This window comes from Paenibacillus sp. FSL R7-0273, assembly GCF_000758625.1.
In the GTDB taxonomy this organism is placed as follows: domain Bacteria; phylum Bacillota; class Bacilli; order Paenibacillales; family Paenibacillaceae; genus Paenibacillus_AQ.
In genome coordinates this window covers 1,553,373-1,576,133 of the sequence record NZ_CP009283.1, presented here as the reverse complement: position 1 = coordinate 1,576,133, position 22,761 = coordinate 1,553,373, and the positions used below count along the sequence as shown (strand labels likewise).

General features: G+C 52.9%; 15 protein-coding genes. 7 read left to right on the top strand and 8 right to left on the bottom strand.

Annotated features, from left to right (window positions below; all coding sequences use genetic code 11):
• Positions 1-19: 19 nt before the first annotated feature.
• Positions 20-3,409 (bottom strand): DUF5107 domain-containing protein, encoded by a 3,390-nt coding sequence (locus R70723_RS06920; RefSeq protein ID WP_047171050.1) that lies wholly within the window; start codon positions 3,407-3,409, stop codon positions 20-22.
• Positions 3,410-3,539: 130 nt separating this feature from the next.
• Between R70723_RS06920 and R70723_RS06915 the strand changes: the two genes are divergently transcribed.
• Complete coding sequence (locus tag R70723_RS06915) at positions 3,540-4,436, top strand: AraC family transcriptional regulator (RefSeq protein ID WP_231574835.1); 897 nt, start codon at positions 3,540-3,542, stop codon at positions 4,434-4,436.
• Between the two features lie 103 nt (positions 4,437-4,539).
• Here R70723_RS06915 and R70723_RS06910 read toward each other — a convergent pair whose 3' ends face one another.
• Positions 4,540-6,243 (bottom strand): ABC transporter substrate-binding protein, encoded by a 1,704-nt coding sequence (locus tag R70723_RS06910; protein WP_039870859.1) that lies wholly within the window; start codon positions 6,241-6,243, stop codon positions 4,540-4,542.
• Positions 6,244-6,437: 194 nt separating this feature from the next.
• Here R70723_RS06910 and R70723_RS06905 point away from each other — a divergent pair, with 194 nt between their 5' ends.
• Positions 6,438-7,298, top strand: a complete 861-nt coding sequence (locus R70723_RS06905; protein ID WP_039870856.1) for an AraC family transcriptional regulator — start codon at positions 6,438-6,440, stop codon at positions 7,296-7,298.
• A gap of 519 nt (positions 7,299-7,817) precedes the next feature.
• Positions 7,818-8,684, top strand: coding sequence for a GNAT family N-acetyltransferase (locus R70723_RS06900; protein ID WP_039870855.1), 867 nt, complete (start codon positions 7,818-7,820; stop codon positions 8,682-8,684).
• Between the two features lie 4 nt (positions 8,685-8,688).
• Here the strand turns inward: R70723_RS06900 and R70723_RS06895 are convergent, their stop codons facing one another.
• From R70723_RS06895 to R70723_RS06880, 4 genes are all read right to left on the bottom strand, one after another.
• A complete protein-coding gene (locus tag R70723_RS06895) occupies positions 8,689-10,209 on the bottom strand; it encodes a glycoside hydrolase family 43 protein (RefSeq protein WP_039870853.1) in 1,521 nt (506 codons plus the stop codon).
• A 216-nt stretch (positions 10,210-10,425) separates the two neighbouring features.
• Complete coding sequence (locus R70723_RS06890) at positions 10,426-11,415, bottom strand: glycoside hydrolase family 43 protein (protein WP_039870850.1); 990 nt, start codon at positions 11,413-11,415, stop codon at positions 10,426-10,428.
• 295 nt (positions 11,416-11,710) lie between these two features.
• The gene (locus R70723_RS06885) at positions 11,711-12,814 is read right to left on the bottom strand and encodes a Gfo/Idh/MocA family protein (RefSeq protein ID WP_039870849.1); all 1,104 of its coding nucleotides are present in this window, start codon (positions 12,812-12,814) and stop codon (positions 11,711-11,713) included.
• A gap of 46 nt (positions 12,815-12,860) precedes the next feature.
• A complete protein-coding gene (locus tag R70723_RS06880) occupies positions 12,861-13,520 on the bottom strand; it encodes a ThuA domain-containing protein (protein ID WP_039870848.1) in 660 nt (219 codons plus the stop codon).
• 231 nt (positions 13,521-13,751) lie between these two features.
• Here R70723_RS06880 and R70723_RS06875 point away from each other — a divergent pair, with 231 nt between their 5' ends.
• The gene (locus R70723_RS06875) at positions 13,752-14,591 is read left to right on the top strand and encodes a helix-turn-helix transcriptional regulator (protein WP_039870847.1); all 840 of its coding nucleotides are present in this window, start codon (positions 13,752-13,754) and stop codon (positions 14,589-14,591) included.
• 609 nt (positions 14,592-15,200) lie between these two features.
• Here R70723_RS06875 and R70723_RS06870 read toward each other — a convergent pair.
• A complete protein-coding gene (locus R70723_RS06870; RefSeq protein WP_039870846.1) occupies positions 15,201-16,178 on the bottom strand; it encodes a LacI family DNA-binding transcriptional regulator in 978 nt (325 codons plus the stop codon).
• 126 nt (positions 16,179-16,304) lie between these two features.
• Here R70723_RS06870 and R70723_RS06865 point away from each other — a divergent pair, with 126 nt between their 5' ends.
• Positions 16,305-17,717 carry a glycoside hydrolase family 1 protein gene (locus R70723_RS06865; RefSeq protein WP_039870844.1) on the top strand — a complete coding sequence of 471 codons (1,413 nt, stop codon included), beginning with the start codon at positions 16,305-16,307 and terminating at the stop codon, positions 17,715-17,717.
• A gap of 87 nt (positions 17,718-17,804) precedes the next feature.
• Here the strand turns inward: R70723_RS06865 and R70723_RS06860 are convergent, their stop codons facing one another.
• Complete coding sequence (locus R70723_RS06860; protein ID WP_039870843.1) at positions 17,805-18,620, bottom strand: Cof-type HAD-IIB family hydrolase; 816 nt, start codon at positions 18,618-18,620, stop codon at positions 17,805-17,807.
• Between the two features lie 235 nt (positions 18,621-18,855).
• Between R70723_RS06860 and R70723_RS06855 the strand changes: the two genes are divergently transcribed.
• Positions 18,856-21,441, top strand: coding sequence for a DUF2339 domain-containing protein (locus R70723_RS06855; RefSeq protein WP_039870841.1), 2,586 nt, complete (start codon positions 18,856-18,858; stop codon positions 21,439-21,441).
• Positions 21,392-22,714 carry a DUF3999 family protein gene (locus R70723_RS06850; protein WP_039870838.1) on the top strand — a complete coding sequence of 441 codons (1,323 nt, stop codon included), beginning with the start codon at positions 21,392-21,394 and terminating at the stop codon, positions 22,712-22,714. Before R70723_RS06855 ends, R70723_RS06850 begins: the two co-directional genes overlap by 50 nt.
• Positions 22,715-22,761 lie beyond the last annotated feature (47 nt).

Here is a 22,761-nt window from a genome sequence, read left to right as displayed (position 1 = left end):
TATTGGTCAACCAAAACTGTTACTCTGCTGCTTCTCTGCATAACCGGCTGTGGATCACAGCCCCCTGATGATTCGGCTCCAGCTCTAGCGCCTGTTCCAGCTCGGCACCGGCTTCTTCCGTACGGCCCAGTCCAAGTAGCCCCAGTCCGCGCATATACCGGCAGTGAATCACATTCCGGCGGTTCAGGTCATCCTCGAACACAAGGAAGTCCGGCAGGGATACAGCGAAGTAGTCAATTTTGATCTCGTCAAAGATATGCTTCTCCGCATAATCGATCAGCTTGTTGAACCGGCGCTTCGCTTCCTTCATGCTGCCAAGCTTATCCCAGGCCAGCCCTTGATAAAAGATCATTTCCGGCGGCTGGTCATTATAGTACATCGCGCTCGACGGCTCCTCCAGCCCCTGTGAAGCGGTCTTGTAGCTCTCCGCAGCCAGCTGCTCCTGCCCAAGGGCTTCGTACGCCAGACCTATATAATAGTAGATATTATTTTCCTGCGCCCCTTCAAGCTTGCCTTCTCCCAGATTCAGCGGATATACAAGTGCCTGCTGAAGGTGGGCCAGCGCTTCCTCCTGGCGGCCTTCCTTGAGCAACTGCTTGCCAAGCTCAGTATGGGCAAATTTATATTGACCGGTTACCTTGCCTTCGCCGCCTTCCCAGGGATGGAAATTACGGGAATTCAGTGCCGACAGAGCTTCATCATAGCGCTCCAGATTGTTAAGCAGCGTAACATATTCTACAAACAGATCGTCCCGCTGCTCCACCTGGCTGCGCTTAGCTTCGAGAATATCCAGCCGCTCCTGTGCAGGTAAGGCCAGCTTCTTGCGCAGCTGATCCAGTTCAAACAGAATCCGCACATCCTCCGGCGCGCAGGCATAGGCCTGCACCAGTGAATCCATCGCAGCCTGCGGATCGCCCTGTTTATTGAAATAGGCAAGACCGAGATTACGGTGCACGGTTGCAAAGTCACCGCGCAGCTCACGCGAACGCTCCCAGCCGGCAATCGCCTCTTCCGGACGTTTTTTATCATAGAAGAAGTTTCCAAGATAATAGTGGGCTTTGTCATCCTCCGGATTGGCCCGGACGGCGCTTTCCAGCAGGCCCAGCTCGAACAGTGTATTCGGGAAGCAGTAGGTCGGATCGGCAGACTGTCCGGCACGGCGCTGCGCCTCAGCCAGATCAGAGTGGCCGGCAAGTGCATACAGCTCACCCAGCGCATAATGCACCATCGGATACACCGTTCCTTCAGCCGGAACAATTCTCAAGCCCACTGCTATAGCTTCCTCCAGCAGACCGCAGCCCATGTAATCGGCAATCAGGTTCAGATAGTTATGTGCGTCCTCGCGCATCAGCAGACGAAGCTCCGCCAGCACGCCTTCTGCAGCGGCTGCATCACCAAGTGCAGCAAGTGCCAGCGCCTGCTCATTATAAGCGCCGAAATCTGCAACATCGAGTCCGGTTGTCTCCTGTGCATAGGCCAGGGCTTGCTCATGCCGGCCAAGCCTGCGCAGCATAGCCGCTTTCAGATCACGGGCCTTGTAGTTGCGTGAATTGCGGACCAGTGAGCGCTCAGCCAGATCCAGAGCCTCAGCATATTCACCCTTGCAGCTTGCGATCTGGGCAAGTGAGAAGTAGCCGGCATCCTGCCAGGCAGCAGACCATACTGCTTTGTGAAATGCTTTAAAAGCTTCATCTAACCGGTTCTGGCCGCGCAGGGCCACACCCAGCTGGTAGTAGGCTTCGCTGTCGTACGGATTCGGATTTCTCCAGGTCAGCCGTTCAATCGCTGTACGGAAATACGCTTCACTCTCACTGTACAGGCCACGGCGCAGCAGCAGCGTTCCGTATGCCACATTCAGGCGGATATCACCTCTATCGCGCTTTAAGCCTTCCAGGTAATAATCCTCCGGCTCAAAGGTGGCGTGCCGGTATTGCTCCAGATGCAGGCCCGCCAGGTACAGCTCCTCGGTGGAGCGCAGCTCATGCGGCTCAGCGAGCGGCTTGGCTGCATCCGGGACCTGCTCAATGTCAGGGCGCTTCGGCTGATACGCAATGAGGAGTCTGCCGTCAGCAGCTCTGACAGTCAGCTTCAGATCATGCTCCTGCTCACCCGCATCCAGCGTTACACTCTCCTTAAAAGCATCCTCGTTCTTCGGAGACAGCTGTACCGACCGCTCGATATACGTGCGGTTTGCTCCCTTCAGCACAATCGTAGCCTGCTCCATTACCGAAGTGGCATACGCCTGAACCTCAGCCCAGCCGGATGCAGCATCCACCTCCAGGTTAACCGCTGCTTCGATCGAAGCATTTTTAACAACGCCGATATTTTTGTAAGGCATAAAATACTGCGTAAAGGTCTTCTCCTCGTAAGGCTGCAGCCAGGTGAAGTCAGGCTGGTTATCGGTATACACACCGGTCATCAGCTCAATATACGGTCCGTCCTCATCGGTCAGCTGGCGGTCCCAGGCCTGTCCGAACTCCCCGTTACCCCAGGTCCATTGCTTTTTGCCCGGTGAAACATGATGGCTTGCTACATGCAGCAGTCCTGCCTGAACGCCGTGATCGTAACCGCCTACGAAATTATAATCCGATTTGTAGGCCATATAAGAGGTTGGTACAGGAATGTTCTTGTAGCGGGATATATCTACGCCTTCCGAGTAATCCTGTTTATAATACGTTCCGGTAGCGATCGGAAAACGGGATACATCGCGTTTACCGTGATCGAATACGGCTGTTACATCCGGAGGAAATACAGATTGCGTATGGTCATTGACCGCTACAGCCGGGTTGGCCCACCATAGGAAGGTCTGCGGCTCCGCCGTCCGGTTATACAGCTGGGCATTAATCTCCAGGTAGGCTTTGCCGGGATACAGCTTGAACTCCGCCGTCACCTTGGTGCCGTACATCCGGTCTATTTCGCTTACCCAGACGGAGGCGCTTCCATCCTCTGACTGCCCGAACCGGTATTCTACCGGACCGAAGGTGTTGGGACGGTGATGCTGCGGCCAGTTGAACTCAATGCCTCCGGAAATCCACGGTCCGGCCAGCCCCACCAGCGCAGGCTTGATTACCCGGTTGTAATAGACAAAATCATAGTTGTTGGTTTTATCGATTGCACGGTAGATCCGGCCGCCGATTTCCGGCATAATCTCGATCCGCACATATTCATTTTCGAGAATGACCAGCTTGTAATTTTTATCAGCCTTCACATCCGAGATGGACTCAATTACGGGATGAGGATAGACTCTGCCGGTGCTGCCCTGATAGACCCGTTTCTCCAGGAACATCGGATTCGGGTCCGCCTTTCCCGCTTCATACGTAGGGATAAGCACCTCTGATTCCCATACCTTCACCTGTTCCGCCGCTGCTGGACTTCCTCCGGGCGTATGAGCATTCACTGTTTGATTCATGTCTGCATTAGCCTCCCTTGCTTTTATAGTTCTACTTTAGCTTCCGGACGTGAAGGTTCCAATTGACGAAATGCGGGAAGTGATGGATTATATTCATATTCGGCAAGAAGTAAAATAAGGAGGCTCACCAATGGCCAGCCGCATGATACAGAAGCGTGAAGGCTTCACAGAGGAGAAGCTGTATGTTCTCCCCGATTACTGGATGAAGGAACTCGAGCAGGAGAGCTTAACTTCGGAGCTGTACGTTACCGATATCGGATATTTTCCGACCGCGCAATATCATTACCGTGAGCGTCCTGAAGGGACTCCGGCGCATATCTTTATTTTTTGCGAAAGCGGTGAGGGCTGGTTAGAGCTTCGGGCCGGTGAGCGCATGCTGCTGCGTGAAGGGGATATGGTGATTATTCCTCCGGATACCCCGCACAAGTATGGTGCAACGGCAGAGAATCCCTGGAGCATCTACTGGTTTCACTTCAAGGGAGATCATGCCGCACGGCTTGTCCGGCTGTTCGGCCTGTCCGCAGCGCCGCTCGCCCTTTCCCCCAGCGGAATAGCGCGGTTCGCCGAGTGGTTCCACCCCGCCTATGAGCTGCTGGCCGAGCGGACCTATTCGCTGACCTCGCATGTTCATGTGGCCCAGACCACCCGGCAGCTCCTGTCCGGGATCGGTCTCAATACCAGCAAATCGGCGCAGGAGAAAAAACGGGAGCAATATCTGGAGCAGGCCATAAAGTACATGAACCAGCACCTGGAGGAATCGATCCGGCTAACGGATCTGGCCCGGCATGTCGGCTTGTCCCAGCAGCATCTGATTCACCTGTTCAACCTGGAGACAGGAGTCCCTCCGATCGAGTACTTTCTGCGGCTCAAAATCCAGCGGGCCGGACAGCTGCTCGACCTGACCGAGCTCAGCATCAAGGAGGTCAGCTCGGCTGTCGGGATCAGCGACCCTTACTATTTTTCCAGACTGTTCAAAAAAATGTCCGGCTTCTCGCCCTCCCGCTACCGCAGCATCCCGAAGGGCTGAGCCTTTACTGCGGACCGCCGTCACCCTGCCAGCAGATGCACAAGTGCCGGACAACAGGCAAGGGCCCTGCCGCTAATCCGGCAGAGCCCTCTTTTACCATATACTATTTAACATCCTTACCGGTGAACAGCGACACTCTCGCTTTAACCAGCTCTGTATATTCCTTCTCCATCTTCTCGGCACCGGCCTTGTTCAGCTCGGCAATGAAGTCATCGTAGATTTTATCAAATTCACCCGGGCTGGAGAGAATGGCTTCCGGAATCCGTTTTTGGACAATATCCTGTGTCTTCTGGTAGATTACCTGATAGTTCCCGTCCGTCGGTACAGGCATATTGTAGAGTGCGCCCCACTCTTTTACCGGGAATTCGTCTTCGGCAGGGAACAGGTCCTTCCAGGTGGTTGCGTTATACGCGGCCAGGGATTCCATCTCCGCATCCGAGTATTCGGCCAGGATCTGTTCCGGGAAGTTGGTAGTATAGTAATTATCCGTAGAATCCTTCACGCCGTCTCCGTAACGGACTCCAAAAATAGAATACAAGCCGACGCCTGTATTTTTAGTGAATTTCCCTGCATCATTGACCTTCTGGTCGAGAATATCGGCAGGCATCACCCGTTTTCCGTTCTCCATGTTGTAGGTTTTGCCCTCAATGCCCCAGTTTCTCAGCACCTGCCCTTCCTCTGAGGACAGCCAGTCGATGAACTTGATCGCACGGACCGGATCTTCACAGGAGGTAGTGATGCTGATACCGTAGCCGTCTACGCCGACAGCCTGCATCGCCTGATCCTTATATTCCTCACTCAGGGTGACCGGGAAATGCGCATACGTATACTCGTCTTTGCCGGCAGACTTCAGGGCATTCTCCGCATCCTGGTACTCCCACTCCACTGAGCTGAGACCGAGCACGCGGCCACTGGAGATTTTCGCTTTGTACTGGTCATCCTTTTGCACAAAAGAGTCCTTGTCGAGCAGCCCCTCATTGTACATGTGGTTCAGCCAGCGGAAATACTCCTTCTCCTCCGGTTTTTTGTAGTGGAGCATCGTCTCATACGTCTCCGGATTCACGTAATACTCACCGTCATTGGCCCCACCAGTCGTAATATCGCCCTGGTTGGTTACGGTAATCATGATCTTCCAGCCGTCGGCATTCAGCGTCATCGGGATTGTCGGCTGGCCGTCAGTCGTCGGATGCTTGGTGAAGTATTCTTTGAGCACATTCTCATAATCCTTGACCGTTCTTACTTCCGGATAGCCCAGCTCCTTGAGCACCCGGTGCTGAATCTGGAAGCCGTTGGTCGCATCAAATTTCTGTTCGCCAACCCCGACATTCGTCGGAATCGAGTAAATCGCTTCGTTGTCCTTGCTGTATTTCATCCGGTTCATGTTGCCTTCCATGACTTTTTTGATGTTAGGCGCGTGCTTATCGATCAGATCGGTCAGGTCAATAAGGGCTTCCGCATCCACCAGCTTGCCAATCTCACCCTTGGCGAAAATAATATCCGGGTAGTCGCCGCTTGCGGCCATCATGGAAATCCGGTCCTGCCCGCCTCCGCCGCCCACATCAAATTCCGCCTGCAGGGTAACACCGGTCTTCGCTATAATTTCTTTGCCCACATCGTCCTGCATGTTATTCCAGTTCGGGCTGGCATCCGCTCCAAAAAACGTGAAGGTTACCGGTTCCGTATCATTTCCGCTATTTCCGTTCGTACTATCCGTGGCATTGTTCCCGGAATTGCTGCAGCCGACCGATACCAGCAGTAAGCCTGCCAGCAGTGCTGCCCCGAGCTTCTTCGATACCTTATGATTCATTCTAATAAATCCCCCTTTAGCTCTAATCTGATGCATAAGCTTCTTGAATGCGGTTGCAAACCTTATCGCCTATCAGCGCTGCTCTTGGTGATGCTCTCATTTTACTCTGCGTCTTTGGCCGGAAACCTTGATTTTCAGGTCATAAAATAGCATTATATAGACACGAATGCTGTATTTTCCGGGAGGTTCCACTTGTGAGTAATGTCTACTTGAACTGGTTCACTATAGATGAGCAGTTCCCGTTCTTTATCCAATACGGCGGCCATGAGGAAGACATCTCCCTCCATAAGCATGCAGACTTCTCCGAGCTGGTTATTGTGCTTAACGGACATGCCACCCATGTCGTCAATGATGAGGAATCCTTCATCAAAAAAGGAAATGTCTTCGTTATCAGCGGCGGTACTCCTCATGCTTACATGGCCCCGTACGATTTTAAAATCTGCAACATTATGTATAAGGCCGAAATGCTCAAATCCGCAGGCCCGGACCTCAGAACCCTGAACGGCTATCAGGCGCTGTTCGTGCTGGAGCCGTTTTACCGCAGCATCAACGGGTTCAAAAGCAAGCTGAATCTGCCAATCGCCAGCCTTGAGCATATCTCCTCGTTCATCGCTGCGATGATCAAAGAATACGAGGAGAAGCAGCAGGGCTACCAGACGATGCTCGCCTCACGGTTCATGGAGCTGGTGGTATATCTGTCCAGGCACTATGAGAATCAGGAGGCCGGAACGGATAACAGCCTGATGCATCTGGCCAGCGCCATCTCCTACATCGAGGATCATTATTGTGAGCAGATTACACTGGAGGATATCGCCGCGCAGTCGCGGATTTCGGTCAGGCATCTGAACCGCATCTTCCGGGCTTACTACCAGACGACTCCGATCGCCTACATCCAGCGCCTGCGGCTGGAGCTGGCCTGTACCCTGCTCCGCGGGAGCAGGCATTCCATCACGGAGATTTCCTATATGTGCGGCTTCAATGACAGCAATTATCTGACCCGCCAATTCAAAAAGGCCTACGGCGTGTCGCCGAAGGCTTATAGGGGGAATTCTTGAATATACGCCACTTTTTCCTATTATGTAAACCGCAATTACCTTTATAACTCATGGAGACAATCTATCACTTCCACAGCTAAAGTCCTTGAGCCGGGTTGAAATAACTGTACTTTCTGCAATTAAACTAGGCTAATTAGCTTCGCTGCAGGTTTTAACTGCACTCTATACATTTATATTTGCCGAAAACGCCCCGAACCGGCTTTTTCGCAAAAAATAGATGTACAGAATACAGTTATCTCCTTAAAATTACTAAATTGCCCTGTTTTAATTGCACAAACTACACTTAAAACTCATTTGGCTCCGAACCGACTGACCAAGGTTAGAGCTTTAGCAAGGGAGATCCATCCGCTGCTCAACGCTTTCAGGAGACGGCTTGTTAGTTTATTAATGACGTTCTATATAGATATTAATTTTTTTATTGATAGAGTAGGGATTCGCCGTGACTCCATAGTACGTTTGGACTTCTGTAACGCAGAGCAACTCCGAATAAGCGTCGAGCCAAAGAAAGGGTGAATTGGAATGCAGTTCAAGTTATATACGGATGTGCATCAGTTTTACAAGGATACCTATGATGTGCTGATGCGTCATGAAGCGCAAAATTTGATTCCTCTTGGCAATATCATCATGGGGCACGAAGGAAAAGACAAGACAGACTGGCGTGACCCTGTAAACTGGCTTATGGCAACGATTTCGGATGACAAGGGCATACAGCTTACCGCCATAATGACGCCGCCGCACAATATTACGCTTTATGCAACAGATAACAACATTAATCTGGAAGCTGTAAGCTGCCTGATTGACGGGCTGAAAGACCGCGACATTCCAGGTGTGACAACCGAAAAAACGCTGGCTGAATATTTTGCCAAAGAATATACCTTACGCAAAGGAATAACCTTCAAAACAACAATGAGCCAACGCATCTATGAACTGACAGCAGTAAACCCGGACATTCAAAAGCCTGGTACTGTTCGGTTGCTTGATAAAAAGGATATTCATTTTTTCCCGTACTGGGCGGAAGCGTTCTATGCAGCGGGGACTTACGGCACAACAGAAATGTCCATCCCGCAAGAGGCGGCCCCTTACCTTTACCGGATCAAATCGAAAAAAATCTATATTTTAGAGGACAACGGGATACCTGTTTCTATGGCGGGATATACAAGGGTAATGCAGACGGCTATTGGTGTGGCTTTTGTATATACCCCTCCTTATGAGCGCAGCAAGGGCTACGCTACTTCAATTGTGGCACAAATAAGCCTGCTTGCATTGGAAAAAGGATTTACCAAGTGCGTCTTATATACAGACTTGGCAAATCCCACATCTAATAGCATCTATCAAAAGATTGGCTACACACCCGTTTGTGATTCGCTCCAGTTACAATTTGAATAGTCTACTATAATTCTACTTGTGGCTCATAATCAAACCAGTCAAAAGCTGCCGGAGCAGCATGCCCCTCTGCAGAACCGGCAGCATACATAGCAATGAATACGCCGGTAAAGCCTCCGGCAACCTCTGTACTGAGCAGATGCGTCTCACCCCAGCCAAGGTCTAAAGTGCTGCCTTGTGCTGTTTGCAGGGAAGCGACTATTTTCTTCGGATAAGCCTGGACCTTCAGTTCAACTGAACCTTCTGGACAATCCCAGGTTTGCTCTGTCTGAAGGGAGCCGATGGTTTTGCGGAATACTACCTTTTTGCGGCCCTCTACTAATGTTACGGCGATATCATAGTGATGCTTTTCGTTCATGAAGACCGTTAATCCGGCTTCCTCCCCCTCATGCTGCGGTTCATACTCCATCGCCGCCGCGATGCTGCAGGAGAAATGGCTTAGTCTGCGGCCGACAAAAGCCGGAGCACCAGCATTACTCAGGTTAGTCTCATGTCCGTGCAGCACCAGATACCCCGGGCGCTCCTCCAGGGACCAGCTGTCTTCCAGGGGATTGCGCAAAAAGGTCCAGTCGAAGCCCAGCCGCTTCTCATTGAAATCGTCTCTGACCGGGGATGCCGGCCAAGGAGTCTGTGGCAGCTCCGGTGCATCCATCTGCGGATCGATATGTGTATCCCGGCCGATCACTGGCCAGCCTTCCTCTGTCCACGTAACAGGAGCCAGATAAACCTCGCGCCCCAGATGATGAGCCTTCGGATAGGCAACCGGCCTGATGCCCAGGCATACCGCCCACCAGCTTCCGTCTTGCGCCTCAATCAGATCAGCGTGTCCGGTAGCCTGGATGCTGCTGTCCATACTCCGGTTGGTCAGCACCGGATTGTGCGGACAGGACTCAAACGGCCCGTATGGCTGCCGGCTTCTCGCAATCGTCTCCATATGCCCGTATTCGGTGCCGCCTTCTGCGATCATGAGATAATACCAGCCGTCGATCTTGTACAGATGCGGGGCTTCCGGGTGAGCACCCCCGGTTCCCTTCCAGATATACCGGCTTTCCGTCAGCATCTCTCCGGTTTCAATATCAATCTCACACTGGTAGATAGCATGGCCTTCAGTCCCGTTGCACGACGACTGGAAGTATACGCGGCCATCATTATCGAACAGGAGGGAAGGGTCGATACCGCCCTGCTTGACCGGAACAGGGGCTGACCACGGCCCTTCCGGATTCCTGGTTTTGACGTAGAAATTACCGACCCCGCTGACGTTGGTAGTAACCATATAGAACCAGCCGTCATGATAACGGAGCGTCGGAGCGAATATCCCGCCTGAGTTCCAAGCGTTCGACAGCGGCAGCTGCTCAGGGGTGGTCAGGCAATGGCCGATCTGCCGCCAATGGACCAGGTCCTTACTATGGAAAATCGGTACCCCCGGAAAATATTCAAAGGTACTGGTAACCAAATAATAATCATCATTAACCCGACATATGCTGGGATCGGGATGGAACCCGGGGATTACGGGGTTGCTGTATTGCATCGGCTGCACTCCTGTCCACTTGCTTGTTATTGTGTTTTTATTGTAACGGGCGGCGGCGGCTTGAAACCTTAAGTTTCAAGTCATCAATTAGGAGGATACGGACATCCGGCTATATTCAGTAAAATACCTTATGCGTATCTGCGGCCACGCAGTAAAAAGCACAAGAGCCTCCAACTGCGGTTCTTGTGCTTTTTTTGGCGCAACAGTATTTAATTATTATTCTGCGGCCGGGTAGGGATCGATCGTCTGAATAGTACCGTCCTCATTATATTTCAGCTCCGTGTATTTCACGCAGCGCTTGTGATTCACACCTTCCGACAAAGAGCTGTCGTGATAGAACAGGTACCATTTATCCTCAAACTGGACGATGGAATGGTGCGTGGTCCAGCCGATGACAGGGGTAAGAATGGTGCCTTTAAAAGTGAACGGTCCAAGCGGGCTGCGGCTGATTCCGTACACCAGCTTATGGGTCGAGCCTGTTGAGTAGGACAGGTAATAATAGCCGTTATATTTGTGGACCCATGGCCCTTCAAAATATCTCCGCTCCTCGTCACCGGCAGTAATCGGATTACCCTCCTCGTCGATGATCGAAATCTCCTGCAGCTCGTCTGCAAAAGAGAGCATATCCTCGCTTAGCTTAGCAACGCGCGGTCCGATGGCCGGCTGGTCTGCAGGCGGCCCTTCGGTCTGCTCCGGCTGGAAGGTGCCGGTCTGCCATTTCTCCAGCTGGCCTCCCCACAGTCCGCCGAAGTAAATATAAGCCTGGTCATCCTCGTCCACTAACACAGCAGGGTCAATGCTGTAGCTGCCTTGAATGTAGTCAGGCTCCGCCTTGAACGGTCCGGCCGGAGACGGCGAGGTGGCTACGCCAATCCGGAAGATTCCGTCCTTATCCCGTGCCGGAAAATACAGATAATACTGGTTGTTCTTATACGCCGCATCCGGCGCCCACATCTGGGCTGAAGCCCATGGCACATCTCTCAGATGCAGCGCTTCGCCATGGTCCACAGCAGGAGAGTCGAAGCTGTCCAGCGACAGCACATGGTAATCCTCCATTTTATACTGGTCGCCGTTATCATTATCCGGACCGTCATGGTCCAAATCGTGTGACGGGTAGATGTAGATTTTATTTTCAAATACATGGGCGGACGGATCGGCTGTATAAATATGAGTTACTAGCGGTTGGTTAGGTTTAACGCTGCTCATGATTATTGACTCCTTTGGGGTTATAGTTTGGCTTTAAGCCAGGAAATACTCTGTTTGCGTCAATCGGCGGAATATCTCATCACATTGTTACTAACGCTTACATCAAATTAATTCAAGACCACTTCATTTTACCCGCCTCGGCTGCCCTGTCCTATACAGAAACTAAAGAACTTACCACCAAAAATTATGGATAATGTACTGATGCGCTAAAAAAGTTCGTAAACCGGCCGCCAAAAAAGATCTGCCTGCAGCCCCCAAAGGAGCTGCAGAGAAGATCTTCAATAGCTTATAGCATCTAGCTAATGTAGCCCTTGATCAGCCCGAGCGGCAGCGGTCTTGGCTGCTCGCAGCTGGTGGCAAGCTCTGCGTAACGCTTCGTATCCGAGCTGGTGTGGAAGGCGTGCATAATCTCCAGCACGTGGTTGGCCAGCCCGCCGCCTGCACGCGGACGGTTTCCGCTCGTGATGCAGTCCGCGATATCCGCTACGCCGATCCCCCGGCTGTTGACCGCGTAATTGTGCACCAGCGGGATTTCCATGAAGCCGGTGCCGCCCGCCGGCTTCAGCAGAACCGGTCCGCCGAAGGTATTGGGGTCGGGAACAATCAATGTTCCCCTGGTGCCATAGATTTCGATTCGGGGCAGCGTGCTGTCCCATACGTCGAAGCTGGTGACCATGGTGGCTACCGCGCCGCTGGCAAACTGCACTGTTCCGGCGACATGTGTCGGCACCTCCACATCGATCTGCTTGCCGAATTTCTTTTCACTGGTAATGGTCCGCTGGGCAAAGGAGGTTTTGGTCATGCCCGCAACCGTTACAGCCGGACCCAGCAGCGATACGAGTGCAGAAAGATAATATGGCCCCATATCAAACATCGGCCCGCCGCCTGCCTGATAATAAAACTCCGGGTCCGGATGCCAGCTCTCATGCCCGTGGCAGACCATGAAGGCCGAAGCAGCTACAGGCTCACCGATAAAGCCGTCGTCAATCAGCTTGCGGCAGGTCTGGATTCCCGCGCCCAGGAAGGTGTCCGGGGCACAGCCGAGCATCAGCCCTTTTTCCGCAGCCAGCTCCACCAACTCCTGTCCGTGCGCAAGCGCAAGCGACAGCGGCTTCTCGACGTAGACATGCTTACCGGACAGCAGAGCCTGCTTGCATACTTCGAAATGCCCCTTTGGCGTAGTCAAATTGACGACAATCTGAATGTCCGGCGAAGCGAGCAGCTCTTCTGTAGTCCATACATTCGGTACACCGTATTTCTCCGCAGCTTCCTCTGCCCGTTCCTTAAATACATCCGCGCAGGCATAAACCTCCGTATTGACGAACAACTTGGTCAGATTCTCAAAATAAATCCCGCTTATATTCCCGCAGCCTACAATCCCGACTTTTACCTTATCCAAAGCAATCCCACCTGTTCATAGTTAAGTTTAATGCACCTCTGCAGCTTTATCTCGCCGCCCATACGAACCCTCTGCGCATGAGCTCCTTCGCTTCCGGAATGTCGAAGATATCCGCATGGTGACCGAGCGAGTTGTAGAATACGCGGCCTTCGCCCCATTTCTTGGTGTACACAACCGGCACGGTAATTACCCCATTGGCGGAATGAGGGCCTTCGCTGACTGGAAACGTTGTTGTCGCCAGTACGTTGATGCACGGATCAACATGCAGATAATACTGCTCTGACTTTACTTTAAAATCCTTAATTCCCTCGATAAGCGGACTGGAGCTGGACGGCACCATGTTGACTACATAATCCACCCCGTCATTAAACGGATGGGCTACCCATTGCGATCCGGTCATAAATTGCCATTCCACACTGTTGCGGAACGAGTCACACATCCCACCATGACAGCCGGCGATCCCTACACCTGCGGCAACTGCCTTCAGTACAGGCTGCAGCTGCTCATTGCTGATCTCGCCCATGGTCCAGATTGGCACGATCAGGCTGAGGCCGAGCAGCTTTTCCTCATCCTTGAAGCTGTCCAGTGTGTCGGAAATCTCAACCTCAAAGCCCTCTGCCTCCAGCAGTCCGGCGAAAATTTCCGATACCTGCACCGGCTCATGCCCGTCCCAGCCGCCTCTTACAATCAGTGCTTTTTTAGCCATGTTTATATGCTCCTTTATAATGTCTATTGTTGGTTGTACAGTTTGAACCTGAAGTTAAAAAGTCCTGTTCAGCCTCAACCCGTATTGTCCTCATCAGCTCCCTTTCATTGTAATGCAAGCGTTCTCGTACGGCTCGTCATTTTCATTGTCTGTATGGTCATTTTTTGCTATTATCTAATAAAATCTTACCGGCAGCACCCGTTCGTGTGCCTGCTTACAAAGGAGCCGTTTATGAAGGCTTTTCACGAAAACCGCATGTACCCCTCCCATTTGCCGTTCAGCTCCTGGCAGGTGAGAAACATTCATTTTTTGGCACATTGGCATACCGATCTGGAGTTTGTGTATGTACGCGAGGGGTCTATCCGGGTGGGCATTAATCTGGAGAGCCGTGTGCTCCATAAGGGGGATATGGCCTTTTGCAGCAGCGGGGACATTCATTATTACGACAGCACGGACCGGGAATCGGTCATCCAGCTGGTTATCTTTAACCCCCAGCTGATCTCAAGCCCCGGCGGCTGGCCGAAGGAGGTGCGGCTGATAGACCCTTTTATCTGCACAGGCGGCGTGGATCAGGCAGTCTTGGCGAACTCCGGGATGGCGGACATCCCCAGGCTTATGCTTCAGCTGGAGCGTGAACTTAACGGTGAGCTGCCTCATTACGAGCAGGTCATTACCGGCCAGCTGAACGAGCTCTGCGGCCTCTTGCTGCGCCATCTTCCCTCTGAACCCGCTGATCAGAAAAAAGACCTGCGGCGGATGAGCAGCATGAAGGTGATGCAGAACGTACTCGATTACCTGGAAGACCATTATGCCGAGGTTATAACGCTGGAGGATGCGGCCAGACGGGCTGAGATGAGCCTGTTCTATTTCTCCAGGTTCTTCAAAAGCACCACCGGCATGAGCTACATCTCGTACCTGAATCACATCCGGGTCAACAAAGCGGAGGAGATGCTGCTGAACAGCGACAAGCCGATTATCGACATCGCCCTGGACTGCGGGTTTACAAATGTCCGGACCTTCAACCGGGTATTCAAGCAATTCAGAAACAATACGCCGTCAAGCTACCGGTGAGACGGGCTGCGGCGTGTCCTGACAAGTAGGGAGCACCTGCCAGCACGCCGCCGATACTTCCCCCGCCAAGCAATTATATAGATTGAACTGGTGAAACCTCCGTTTCGGGATTGGCCGTGACTCCAGGAATATTTGGACTTCCGCCACTCTCCCCTTAATTTAAGTTTTCAAGTTCAATTTATATAGTTTGATTTTCGTCACCTAATTTCGCCGATTACCGGCTTTTCCATCGATTAGTTGGATAATCGACACTTAAATTAGCCCAAATCTCTCCTACAGGGCAAAACAGCAGAATTAAGTTACTTTTTTCCCACTAATCTCCTCTAACCGGCAAGTTGTCTGGAATTAGGTGACGAATTTCCACTTAAATAAGCAGCAAAGCAGCCGCCCCCCATTACCCGCTCCTGCAGATTTCCTCCAGTTACACACCTGCATATCCCTAACAAAAAAGAGCTCCCCAGCCAGTCATCCCCATGACCGCCGGACAGCTCCCTCTCTTATCTCCATTACTCAGGTCGCCCGCCTCTCCAGGCTGTACTGACCTGCTCCTATCTCCCTCACCCAAGTCACCCATTCCACCAGAAAGTACTGCGCCTTCCTCAGTCTCCCTTACGTAGTCGCCCGCTGCACCAGGAAATACTGCAGCTTCTGCTGCGGCTCGGCCGCACCGCCGAGCTTCGCGAGCAGCAGATGAAAGGCATTTTTCGCCTGGTCGGCGATCGGATTATAAATGGATGTAATGCCCAGCGTATGGGCAAGCTCTGTATTGTCGAAGCCGACGACGGCCAGATCCTCCGGCACCCGCAGCTGCTGCCGGCGCGCCTCGCTGACAATGCCTGCCGCCACCAGATCGTTGGCGCAGAGAACGGCATCCGGCCGCTGCAGCGGATCCTCGACCGCCAGCAGCTCCCGGACCAGCTCCTCGCCCTGGCGGATCGAATAGATGCCGGTGCGGGACCACTGCGGCAGCTCCGCCAGCCCGTGCTTACGGGCGGCATCCCGGTAAGCCTCAATCCGGCTCAGCGTATTGATGCTGCTCGGCCTGCCGTAGGCATTAGCAATGCGCGTGCAGCCCCGCCCGATTACATGCTCAAGCCCCAGCGTGTACCCGTCGTACTGGTTCATCGCCACTGAGGCAATCTGCGGAAGCTCGATCCGCTGCCAGGAGACGATCGGCCCGTATTTGCAGTAGCTGCCCAGCAGCGCAAGCTCGTTGACGCAGGTGCTGATGACGAGCGCATCCACTCTTTTTCTGCGCATATCCTCGAACGCCTGCAGCTCTTTTTTCGGATCACCGCTTGAGGTATAGATGATGGTCTGATAGCCGTACTGGCTGGCCGTCTCCACAAAGCTGTTCAGAAACGGCAGCATCACCTCATTGATGCCCTCCGTCACCAGCCCGATCTGCATCGTCTGCCCCTTGGACAGGGAGATGGCGTTGCCGTTGGGCACATAATCCAGCTCCTCCATAATCGCCAGAATTTTGTCACGGGTCGGCTGGCTTACATGGCGGGACTGGTTCAGCACTCTGGATACGGTGGCTTTGGAAAATCCCGACAGCTTGGCGATTTGCTCAAGATTCGACATAGGTCTCTCCTTATATTCACAAAAAAGTTCTTGACATGTAACGCGTTTCAACATTTAGCATGCAATTATAGGACATATTAATAGCTTACCATAACTCTCACTACAACTATAAAAGGCGGGATTTAAATGACTGTAAAATTTCCTGAAAACTTTCTGTGGGGCGGCGCAGTAGCAGCCAACCAGCTGGAAGGCGCATATAATGAGGACGGCAAAGGCCTGTCCACCCAGGACGTGGCTCCGCAAGGCATTAAAGGGCCAATCACCGAAGCACCTACCGAAGATAATATGAAGCTGGTCGGCATCGACTTTTATCACCGCTATAAGGAAGATATCAAGCTTTTTGCTGAGATGGGCTTCAAGGTATTCCGTACCTCCATTGCCTGGACGCGCATCTTCCCGAACGGGGACGAGCTGGAGCCTAACGAAAAAGGCCTGCAATTCTACGACGACCTGTTCGACGAATGCCGTAAATACGGCATTGAGCCGCTGGTGACCATCTCCCACTACGAGACACCGCTGCACCTGTCCAAGCAATACAACGGCTGGGTTAACCGTGATCTGGTCGGCTTCTATGAGCGTTATGCCAGAACGCTGTTCACCCGCTACAAGGGCAAAGTGAAGTATTGGCTGACTTTTAACGAGATCAACTCCATTCTGCATGAACCGTTCATGAGCGGCGGGATTTATACTCCTAAGGACCAGTTAAGCAAGCAGGACCTGTATCAGGCCATCCATCATGAGCTGGTAGCCAGTGCAACGGCTGTCAAAGTCGGACACGAAATCGATCCCGAAGCCCAAATCGGCTGCATGATCCTCAGTATGCCTACTTACCCGCTGACTCCGAACCCTGACGATGTGATCGCAGCAATGAAGTCCGAGCATATGAACTACTTCTTCGGCGATGTGCATGCGCGCGGCGTATACCCTGGCTATATGAAACGTTACTTCCGTGAAAATGGCATCGAGATTCATATGGAGCCGGAAGATGCAGAAATCCTGAAGCACACGGTAGACTTTATCTCTTTCAGCTACTATGTAAGCATCTGCGAAACCGGCGACGACAGCAGCCGCAAGCAGACGGAAGGCAACCTGTTCAGCGGTGCAGCTAACCCGTACCTGGAAGCAAGTGAATGGGGCTGGCAGATTGACCCGCAGGGTCTGCGTTATGTGCTGAACATGTTCTACGACCGCTACCAGAAACCTTTGTTTATCGTGGAAAATGGACTTGGCGCCAAGGACGTGCTGATTACAGGCGAAGACGGCGTGCCGACGGTTAACGATGATTACCGGATCAAATATTTGAATGACCACCTGGTGCAGGTAGGCGAAGCGCTGGAGGACGGCGTTGAGATTATGGGCTACACTGCATGGGGCTGTATCGACCTGGTCAGCGCATCGACGGCAGAGCTCAGCAAGCGTTACGGCTTCATTTATGTGGACCGACACGACGACAACACAGGTACGCTTGAGCGTTACCGCAAGAAATCCTTCCACTGGTACAAAGAGGTTATTGCTACTGACGGCCAGAGCCTGAAGTAACAGCAACGTTCACCTGTATAAAAATAAACCGCAGGCTCTCCATCATCCGGAGGCTTGCGGTTTTTAGTTACTTTATTAAAAAGCCGGCTACACCGGCATTCCGTTCTGCAGCTCCATCATTTTACGGATCGTCAGCAGGACACCGTTCTGTTCGTTCGACTTTGTAATGAAGCTGGCGGATTGCTTCGTATTCTCGCAAGCGTTGCTCATGGCGAAGCTGTATTTGGCCGCGGCCATCAGCTCGATATCATTCTCCCCGTCGCCAAAAGACATGGTCTCTTCCTTCGTAATACCCAGCATCTCCTGCAGCCGTCTGACCGTCTCCCCCTTATGAGTACCGCGGGCTGTAATGTCCACCCATCGCGGTTCAGAATCAACGATATAGATCTGCCCAAGCAGGCTTTCTTCGATATGCTGTCTGATCAGCGTGCTCCGGCCGGAAGCATCAAAGACTGTAAGCTTAATGAACTCCCCTGTCACCATGTGAAAAGAATCCGTTCTGCGCAAGTTCGCATAAGAATGCCGCACAAGATTGAAGGCCTCCTCCGAAATCTCGCTGCTGACAAAAGCGCCCTCGCTCGTGCAGGCAATCAGAATCAGATCATCGGCAAACGACCCGATAAGTGTAATCGCCTGTGATGCCAGCGCCCGGTCCAGCGTAAATTCCTTGACCAGCACCCCGTCCTGCTTGATGCGTGCGGCGCTGTCTCCCAGAATCCATATGCCCTGCCCGCGTCCGCGGAACAGCTCCTCAACGCGTTCACACTGCTTGCCCGTGCAGGCCGCAAAAGCAATATTGTTCCTCTGCATCTCCCCGTACACCTCATCGAACAGTGCCGTATCAAAGGTTCCGCTATCATTCAAAAAAGTCCCGTCCATGTCTGTAACAACCAGCTTCAGCATCTCTATTCCCCCTTAAATTTAACCGTGTCAGGATGACTGATTTCAGTGTAAAGGCTGGGACGCGTTCCATGTCAACTATGCAGATAAAGGGTAATGAACAGTAAGCAATGAGCTGCCATTAATAAAAAAGGAAGATATTGCCGTATCACCTATAGTAAAATGGAAACATTAGTAATCAGCACATTCGTAGCCAGCACATCATTCCAGTCATTCACTAAAGCCATTGGGGGAGCTTATGGAGCACTTTAAAGAGCGTCTGAGGTCCATAAAGGAACAGCAGGATACACTGTCTGCTGAATACCGTGACTTGGTCAAAGCCTATGAGGGCAGCGATCTGGTTAACGAAAATGAGCTGCTCAAAAGAAAAGCAGCGGCAGTGGAACAGGCCCTGGCCGAGGCCGAGACACAGCAGGCCAGGCTGAAGCAGGAAAACGCCGAGCTGCGCACGGCGCTGACCGAGCAGATTCTGGATGAGAAGCTGGGCATCCTCAAGCTGTCCCGGCAGAAGCTGCACACGTATTTTGCCGGGCAGAGCGCAGGCCAGCATAACCGGCTGACCGCGTTCGAGGTGCGGACCAGGCAGCGGATCGCCGAAATGTACCGCACGGCAGAGCGGCTGCTCAGCAGTGACCGCGAGCAGATGCGCAGAATGCTGGATGAGCTGTCCGTCAGGCTGAGCGAAGGCATTCACCGCCAGCGGGAGGCCCTGCGGGCGGCAGAGCAGCCGCTGGCGGCAGAGATGGACAGCCGGCTGGATGACTTCGCTGAAGAGGGAGTCAGCGAGGAGACCATACAGCGGCGGCGCCGGCAGAACCGGATCGAGATGAAGATCGGGCTGAACTGGATCAACTGGCTGGGCATCCTGCTGCTGATTCTGGCAGTCGGTGCGGGCTTCAAGTACACCTATTCTAACTGGTTCAGCGGCTATATGAAGGGCAGCGCCTTTTTCCTGCTCGGCGCCTTAATGCTGGGCGGCGGGGAATGGCTGTTCCGCAGAGGCCGGGGCACCTTTGCCCTCGGATTGCTGGGCGGCGGGATTTCCGTACTGTACGGCTCTGTGTTTTACAGTTATTTTCTGCTGGAGATTATCGGTATTTATACCGGTCTGGGCTTATCCGTGCTCATTACGCTTACGGCGGTGCTGCTGTCGCTCCGTTATGAGTCAAGGACAATCTGCTCGCTGGGGCTGGCCGGGGGGTATCTTCCGCTCTTTTCCTATATAGGCGCGTTTGGTCTGGAAGGCTCTGCCGTCTATGCAGCTATGGGTTATCTGTTCCTGCTGAATCTGCTGATCCTGATCATCTCGCTGCGCAAGCGGTGGATTGTGGTCAATTACATCAGCTTTTTGTTCAACACGCCTTCAATGCTGCTGCTGATCGTCTTGTGCGACAGTCACGGCATAAGCATGTTCTATTCACTTCTGACCTTTGCCATGTATCTGGGCATGACACTGTGGTATCCGTTCAAGTTCCGGACCAAGCTGTCCTGGTGGGACTTCGCGCTGCTTGCCTGCAACACGCTTACCAGCTGTCTCGTTCTATATGTGCTGTTCATTAATGCGGGTCTCGGTGCTTACAAAGGGGCACTTGCCCTGGTCTTCTGCCTGATGTATCTGGGTCTCGGGCTAATGCTGGAGAAACGTATGGCCCAGGAAAAAGAAAGCATGGTGCTCTTCTACTCTACCGCGCTCACCTTCGCCGTCCTGATGATTCCGTTCCAGTTCGGCGCCGTGTGGTGGTCGATCGGCTGGCTGATCGAAGCGGTTGTGCTGACGGTATACGGCCATTTGCAGCGCGTCAAGGCTGTAGAACGGACCGGCTGGGGTATTCTGCTGCTCTCACTGGGCATTTTCTTCTTCGTCGATGTGCTGGTACAGTCGTCGTCCGCCGCTCCGCTGATTTTCTATGACAATTCGTATTTTGCGCTAAAATACACCTTTATCACGGCAGGTCTGCTCATCGTCGCCTTTCTCTATGCGATCCGGCATACTGACCGTGAGGTTGTACTGACCAGCACTCCTGCCGATATCCAAATTGGAATCTGGTTCAAATATGCGGCTGTTGCGAACCTGTATGCCTACCTCATCTATGAGGCTATGCATCTTTACGATCTGTATGTGCCGGAGGAATTCACCAGGGCTTCGTTCTACAGGCTGCTACTGGCTGCGCTGCTGACGCTGGGACTCGCTTATGTGCTCCCGCGGATCAAGGTCCTGTACGATCCTGTGATCGGTTATATGGTTTATTTCCTCTATGCGGTCGGATATATTATCGCAGTGGGACTTACCTTCGGCCAGCATACCCTGCAGGCGGACTTCAGTGATAATACAGCCGCGGATTATATAGCCTTCGGACTGCTGCTGCTGTTCAATGTGTTCGTCTGGCTGAACGGCGGGCGGCTCCTCAAGGTACTGCTCAGACGGAATTACAACAATGCCGAGCTGTATCCGGTCATCATGGGCATCTATCTGCTGGCCGTCGTTACTGCCTTCCTCGGGGTACAGCTGCGGCAGACAGACGGCGGGCTGGTGTACAGCATCACTTACCTGCTGCTGGCTGTGCTGTTCATCATGTTCGGCTTCCGCCAACGGTATGTGTATATCCGGCGCTTCGGGCTTGGACTGACGCTGCTGGCTACCGGCAAGCTGCTGCTCTACGATCTCACGCTGCTCGGCACCGGCAGCAAAATCATCGCCTATTTCAGCTTCGGCCTCTGCCTGCTGGGCATCTCTTATCTGTATCAGCGGGTATCGGCCAGAATGGAGGAAGCTTATGCGCAGACACAACCGGAGCAGACGGGACAGGACTCTGATCAAGAGTAGCGCCGCACTCCTGCTGCTCGGCGTGCTCGGTCCGTTTGCCCTATTCCCCGGGCAGCCTCTGTCTGCCTCGGCTGACGGAGTTACCGGCGGGGCTGATGCGCATCCTGAATGGAAGTACTCCAAGGTAATCAAGCTTCCGGAACAGACTCCCTACGGGGAGCTGTACCTTGATCCGGAGGTCTATGCAGGCGCAGCGGATGATCTGCGCGACCTGCGGATCGTAGACAATACAGGCACCTTTATTCCTTTTTATAAGGAAAGCAGCGAAGAATTATCGGAGGAACAGCTTATAGCCTACTCCGCTACGCTGATTCACAGCGCCAAAAAGGACGCCAACACCCTCTTCGATTACAAGGTAACACCTCTGGCTGAGAATGTTGACGTTCTGGGCAACAGACTGGATTTCGGGCTGCCGGGCGTTAACTTTCTGCTTCATACACGGCTACTCGGCAGCTATGACGGTGTGGCCTGGGAGCCCTTGGCGGAAGAGGATTTGTATAATGTAAACGGGCGTGTACAGAGCAGCATTGAGCTGGGCGCAAGCTATAGATACGGCTATTACCGGCTGATCGCCGAGAACAATGTGGGGAATCTGACCTTTCCTTCCCTTACCCTGCTGCGGACCACCCGTGTGACGCATACGGATCATTTCACTCAGGAGCAGGATGCGGTTTATGACATTCAGCAAAAGGACCGGCAGACGGAAATTATCATCCAGAATCCGGACCAGCTGAACATCTCTGGCCTGCAGCTGGAGATTGGCGGCAGCGGCAGCTTTACCCGCCGGTTCGAGCTTTATGACGGTGAAGGCAGCATGCTTGCCGTATCAGGCAGCGGAGAATTATACCGGCTGGACTTTAAGGATACTGAAATTGCTTCCACATCTATTATTCCTGACGGTGCTTCATCTGCCTTCCCGCTGCGGATCGTCATCTATAACCAGGATGACGCACCGCTGCCGGTTGAGGGGCTTAAGCTTGAATATCTGCTGGACCGGCTTGTTTTCGCTGCTGAAGGCGGGCAGCCGCTGCGCCTGCTCTACGGTAATGCAGAAGCCGCTGCACCGCAATATGATATTGTAAACTTCAAGGATTACATTGCCGGTGAAGGCAAAATGCTGGCCGGACTCGGGACGGCTGAGCTGCGGCAGTCACCTGCAGCGGATACTGCGCAGACCAGCTGGTTCCAGGGCAAGACCGGGTTCAACATCGTGATCATTGCCGTGTCTCTGCTGCTGATTGTCTTCCTGGCCAGAAAATTGGGACGGAAGTAGACTTTTGCCGGTGTATTCATCCACAGCACAAAAAAGATACCTCAGAG

What these genes read in the sequence shown, in the direction of transcription:
- R70723_RS06920 (WP_047171050.1), bottom strand. Translation starts at nt 3,409, where the DNA reads ATGAATCAAACAGTGAATGCTCATACGCCCGGAGGAAGTCCAGCAGCG.
- R70723_RS06915 (WP_231574835.1), top strand. Translation starts at nt 3,540, where the DNA reads ATGGCCAGCCGCATGATACAGAAGCGTGAAGGCTTCACAGAGGAGAAG.
- R70723_RS06910 (WP_039870859.1), bottom strand. Translation starts at nt 6,243, where the DNA reads ATGAATCATAAGGTATCGAAGAAGCTCGGGGCAGCACTGCTGGCAGGC.
- R70723_RS06900 (WP_039870855.1), top strand. Translation starts at nt 7,818, where the DNA reads ATGCAGTTCAAGTTATATACGGATGTGCATCAGTTTTACAAGGATACC.
- R70723_RS06895 (WP_039870853.1), bottom strand. Translation starts at nt 10,209, where the DNA reads ATGCAATACAGCAACCCCGTAATCCCCGGGTTCCATCCCGATCCCAGC.
- R70723_RS06890 (WP_039870850.1), bottom strand. Translation starts at nt 11,415, where the DNA reads ATGAGCAGCGTTAAACCTAACCAACCGCTAGTAACTCATATTTATACA.
- R70723_RS06880 (WP_039870848.1), bottom strand. Translation starts at nt 13,520, where the DNA reads ATGGCTAAAAAAGCACTGATTGTAAGAGGCGGCTGGGACGGGCATGAG.
- R70723_RS06875 (WP_039870847.1), top strand. Translation starts at nt 13,752, where the DNA reads ATGAAGGCTTTTCACGAAAACCGCATGTACCCCTCCCATTTGCCGTTC.
- R70723_RS06870 (WP_039870846.1), bottom strand. Translation starts at nt 16,178, where the DNA reads ATGTCGAATCTTGAGCAAATCGCCAAGCTGTCGGGATTTTCCAAAGCC.
- R70723_RS06865 (WP_039870844.1), top strand. Translation starts at nt 16,305, where the DNA reads ATGACTGTAAAATTTCCTGAAAACTTTCTGTGGGGCGGCGCAGTAGCA.
- R70723_RS06860 (WP_039870843.1), bottom strand. Translation starts at nt 18,620, where the DNA reads ATGCTGAAGCTGGTTGTTACAGACATGGACGGGACTTTTTTGAATGAT.
- R70723_RS06855 (WP_039870841.1), top strand. Translation starts at nt 18,856, where the DNA reads ATGGAGCACTTTAAAGAGCGTCTGAGGTCCATAAAGGAACAGCAGGAT.
- R70723_RS06850 (WP_039870838.1), top strand. Translation starts at nt 21,392, where the DNA reads ATGCGCAGACACAACCGGAGCAGACGGGACAGGACTCTGATCAAGAGT.